This is a genomic window from Actinoplanes sp. NPDC048791 (assembly GCF_040650095.1).
Taxonomy (GTDB): Bacteria; Actinomycetota; Actinomycetes; order Mycobacteriales; family Micromonosporaceae; genus Actinoplanes.
In genome coordinates, this window is sequence record NZ_JBEZGQ010000877.1 from 1 (window position 1) to 3507 (window position 3507).

1 protein-coding gene is annotated in these 3507 nt (G+C 71.0%); it reads left to right on the forward strand.

Annotated elements, in window-relative coordinates:
* Positions 1-274: 274 nt before the first annotated feature.
* The gene (locus AB0C29_RS38925) at positions 275-3334 is read left to right on the forward strand and encodes a M14 family zinc carboxypeptidase (RefSeq protein ID WP_360831527.1); all 3060 of its coding nucleotides are present in this window, start codon (positions 275-277) and stop codon (positions 3332-3334) included.
* The last annotated feature ends 173 nt before the right edge of the window (positions 3335-3507 follow it).

The following is a 3507-nucleotide window of genomic DNA, read 5'->3' on the forward strand; positions in this document are numbered from 1 at the left end:
GCGATCGACGAGCCCGTGGAGCGGCAGCCGGCTCCTCGGCGGAGCAAGCGGCCAGCAGGGCCGCGCCAGCAGCGGTAACAGCCACTTGCCAGCGCATCCTCGACCGATCGGCGGTTGACATGGCACCCACCGTGCCTCGCCCGGCTGAGAGAAACCTGAACGGGTACGGACCGTTACCATTTCTTCACCGATACAGGTATGCACATCCTTGACAGCCTCGGCGGATGGCCGGGAGGGTCCACTCACGACCTTCCCACCCATGGAGGCTCACACCATGACCCCAGCCCGCCGGGCTACCGCCTGCGCGTTATCTCTTCTGACAGTGGCCGCCGCGGCCCTGTCCGGGATCGCGCCGGCCGCCGCCGTACCAGCCGAGGACGATCTCGCGGTGTACGTCGGCACCCTCGACGCAGCACAGCTCCAGCGCCTCCGGGCCGTCGGCATCGACCACGACGAGAGTGCCGTGACCGCCGCCGCCGACGGCAAAGTCACCGTCCAGCCCATCCTCGGCCGCCGCCAGGCCGAGTCCCTGATCGCCGCGGGCGTGCCGCTGGCCGAGAAGCGCACGACCACGGCGATGCGCAAGCAGGCCGCCGCGGCGCCGACCGTCTTCCGGCAGTACAACGCCCCCGGCGGCCTCCGCGAGGAGCTCGCCGACACCGCCGCCCGCAACCCGCGCCTGGCCAAGCTGGTCACCGTGGGCAAGACGGTCCGCGGCGTACCCATCCAGGCCGTGAAGGTGACCCGCGACGCGCGGTTCGTGCCCGACGGGCGCCGCCCCGCGACGATCTACCTCGGCGCGCAGCACGCCCGCGAGTGGATCACCCCCGAGATGACCCGGCGGCTGATGCACCACGTCATCGACGGCTACGGCACCGACCCGGCGCTGACCAAGCTGCTCAACACCACCGAGGTCTGGTTCCTGCCGGTGGTGAACCCGGACGGTTACGACTTCACCTTCACCGAGGGCCACCGGCTGTGGCGCAAGAACCTGCGGGACAACAACGGCGACGGTGAGATCACCGCGGGCGACGGAGTCGACCTCAACCGCAACTTCGCGGAGAAGTGGGGCTACGACAACGAGGGCTCGTCGCCCGACCCGGCCAGCGAGACCTACCGCGGCCCGGGCCCCAACTCCGAGCCCGAGACCAAGGCGCTCGACGCGCTGTTCAAGCGGGTCGGCTTCGAGTTCCTGGTGAACTACCACTCGGCCGCCGAGCTGCTGCTCTACGGCATCGGCTGGCAGGTCAGCACGCCCAGCCCGGACGACCAGATCCAGATCGCCCTGGCCGGCGACGACGCGCACCCGGCCGTGCCCGGCTACGACCCGGACATCTCGGCCGAGCTCTACACCACCAACGGCGACACCGACTTCCACGCCCAGGTACGTACCGGGGCGCTCGGCTTCACCCCGGAGATGAGCACCTGCGAGACGATCTCCAACCTCTACCCGGACGACCAGTGGAAGGCCGAGGACTGCGAGAGCGGCTTCAACTTCCCGGACGACGAGAAGCTGATCGAGGACGAGTTCCGCAAGAACCTGCCGTTCGCGCTGTCGGTCGGCCAGTCGGCCGTCGACCCGGACAACCCGATCTCGACCGTCGGGCGCAGCACCGCCGACCTGACCGTCGACGCGTTCAGCACCTCGTACGGCTCGCGCCAGCAGGTCGCCGTCACCGCCCGCCGGGCCCTGCGCGACGTCACCCTGCACTACCGGGTCAACGGCGGGCGTGAGCGCACCGACGGGACCCGGGAGTGGCGCGGCGGCGAGCGCTACGGCGACGGCGTCGACAAGTACTTCGCCGAGCGCCGGGGCACGGTCGCCAAGGCCCGCCCCAAGGACAAGGTGCAGGTCTGGTTCACCGCCCGCAACGGCCGCCGGACGGTCAAGTCGGCGAGCTTCACCTACACCGTCGCCAGCAAGATCGGTGGTGACGTGCTGGTGCTCGCCGCCGAGGACGTCACCGGCGTCTCGCCGGCCAACACCGACGGCGCCACCACCGCCCGCTACGCCGCCGCGCACGTGGCGGCCCTCAAGCGCGCCGGCCGCTCGGCCGACGTCTACGACATCGACGCCAACGGCCGTCAGGCCCCGCACCCGCTCGGTGTGCTCTCGCACTACCGGACCGTGCTGTGGGAGACCGGCGACGACATCATCCCGCGGGCGCCCGGCCAGCCGGCCGGCACGGTGGCCCGCTCGGCCCTGGAGACCGAGCTGGCCGTGCGTGACTACCTGAACGAGGGCGGCAAGCTGCTGTTCAGCGGCAAGTACGCCGGCTTCGCGCAGGCCGCCAACGGTGCCTACGTGTACCAGCCCAACGGCCCGGCGGAGTGCCTGGCCGCGAACGACCCGACCTGTCTGCCGCTGGGCAACGACTTCGAGCAGTACTGGCTCGGGGCGTACTCCTACGTCAGCGACGGCGGCACCAGCCCGGAGGGCACGCCGTACCCGCTGGTCGGCACCGAGGGGGCCTTCAAGGGCTTCAGTGCCACCCCGGCCGGTGACCACACCGGGTCCTTCCTGACCACCGCCAGCTTCCTGCCGCCGAAGCAGTTCCCGCAGTTCGGCAACTCGCGGGCGCCGATCGACTGGCAGCTGCCCGGGGCCGCGCCGTACGACCCGTACGACGGCGACTGGTACCTGTGGAGCGGGCAGTCGGACGTCTCGTACAAGCGGCTCACCAAGACCGTCGACCTGACGGCGGCGACCGCCGCCCGGCTGAAGTTCCAGACGTCCTTCGACACCGAGGCGGGCTGGGACTTCATGTTCGTCGAGGCGCACGTCGTGGGCACCGACGACTGGACCACGCTGCCGGACGCGGGTGGGCTGACCACCACCGAGACCGGGGACAGCTGCCAGTCCGGCATCGAGACGATCCACCCGTTCCTGACCCACTACCAGGGCGAGGGCTGCACGTCGACCGGCACCACCGGCACCTGGAACGCGGCGACCGGCACCAGCTCCGGCTGGAAGCAGTTCGACGCCGACCTGAGCGCCTACGCGGGCAAGCAGGTCGAGCTCTCGATCTCCTACATGTCGGACTGGGGCACCCAGGGCCTGGGCGTCTTCCTGGACGACGTGCGGGTCGAGGTCGGCGGCGCGGTCGCGCAGCAGACCTCGTTCGAGACGGACCTCGGCGGCTGGACCGTCGCCGGGCCGCCGCCGGGCTCGGGCCGCAACAGCACCGACTGGGCGCGCAGCCAGCTCGCCTTCGACTCCGGTGCCGCCGTGACCACCGCGGACAGCGTCTTCCTGGGCTTCGGCCTGGAGGGGCTGCCCGAGGACAAGCGCGTGGACCTGGTCCGCCGGGCCCTGCGTCACCTGAAGAGGTAATCCTCTTTCGGAGGTAAACCGCCAGAACCGCAGATCGCGCCGCGCGCTTGCTCTAGACAGGAGGCGCGCGGCGCGCCTGCCGGGCAGGGCGGAGAGACAACCGGTGCGAGCAAAGACACGGCCGATCCTGGCCGCGTTCCTCACTGTCCTGGCCGCGGTGACCACGGCGGCGG